Genomic DNA, 1,196 nt, shown 5'->3' with positions numbered 1-1,196 from the left:
GAGCGGGTTGTCGGGTCTGGTGCTGAGCGGGTTGTCGGGTCTGGTGTGGTGCCGGAGGTTGCGGTGCCGTGGGTGGTGTCGGGTAAGTCGGCGGGGGCGTTGGCTGCTCAGGCGGAGCGGCTGGCGGGGGCGGTTGCTGGTGCGGGTGTGCCGGTGGCTGGTGTGGGTTGGTCGTTGGTGAGTGGTCGTTCGGTGTTCCGGCATCGGGCGGTGGTGGTCGGCCAGGACGGGGACGGGTTGCTGGCGGGGGTGCGTGCGCTGGCCGCAGGGCAGCCGGACGCTGCTGACGCGGCTGGCGCTGTTGGTGTGGTGTCGGGGGTTGCGGATGTGTCGGGTCGTCGGGTGTTTGTTTTTCCTGGTCAGGGTTCGCAGTGGGTGGGGATGGCGGAGGGGTTGTTGGAGTCCTCGCCGGTGTTTGCTTCCAGGTTGGCGGAGTGTGCGGCGGTGTTGGAGCCGTTGGTGGGGTGGTCGTTGCTGGATGTGGTGCGGGGGGTGGAGGGGGCTGCGTCGCTGGAGCGGGTGGATGTGGTTCAGCCTGTGTTGTGGGCGGTGATGGTGTCTTTGGCGGAGGTGTGGCGTTCGGCTGGTGTGGAGCCGGATGCGGTGGTGGGGCATTCGCAGGGTGAGATCGCGGCTGCGGTGGTGGGTGGCTGGTTGTCGCTGGCGGATGGTGCGCGGGTGGTGGCGTTGCGGTCCCGGGTGATTGGTGAGGTGTTGGCGGGTGGTGGCGGGATGCTTGCGGTCCAGGCGTCCGTCGAGGAGGTGGAGGTCTGGCTGGAGGGTGTGGCCGGGGTGGGGGTGGCGGCGGTGAACGGGCCGCGTTCGGTGGTTCTGTCCGGCACCCGTGAGGGTTTGGAGGCCTGCGCGACGGCGTGGTCGTCCAGGGGAGTGTGGGTGAAGTGGGTGCCGGTGGATTATGCCTCGCATTCTGAGCAGGTGGAGGGGGTTCGGGAGCGGATTCTGGCGGATCTGGCGGGGGTGGTTCCGCTGTCGGGTGGGGTGCCGATGCTGTCGACGATGTCCGGTGAGTGGGTCGGGTTGGAGGGTGGTGGTCTGGGGGCGGGTTACTGGGTGGAGAATCTGCGGCGTCCGGTGCGGTTCGCGGAGGCCACCCGTCGGCTGGCGGGGGAGGGTTTCGGGGCGTTCGTCGAGGTCAGTGCCCATCCGGTGTTGGTGATGGGGATCGAGGAGACGCT

The 1,196-nt window shown here is 69.0% G+C and carries 1 protein-coding gene; it reads left to right on the top strand.

The genetic code is table 11. The features are described from left to right. Positions 1-63: 63 nt before the first annotated feature. Positions 64-1,196: acyltransferase domain-containing protein (locus RM704_RS44515; RefSeq protein ID WP_311593555.1), on the top strand; the 1,133-nt coding region annotated here is incomplete at its 3' end.

Origin of the sequence: Streptomyces gottesmaniae (assembly GCF_031845845.1) — a bacterium.
Lineage (GTDB): Bacteria > Actinomycetota > Actinomycetes > Streptomycetales > Streptomycetaceae > Streptomyces > Streptomyces akebiae.
The sequence above is the reverse complement of the archived record's forward strand: the minus strand, read 5'-3'. Positions and strand labels throughout refer to the sequence as shown.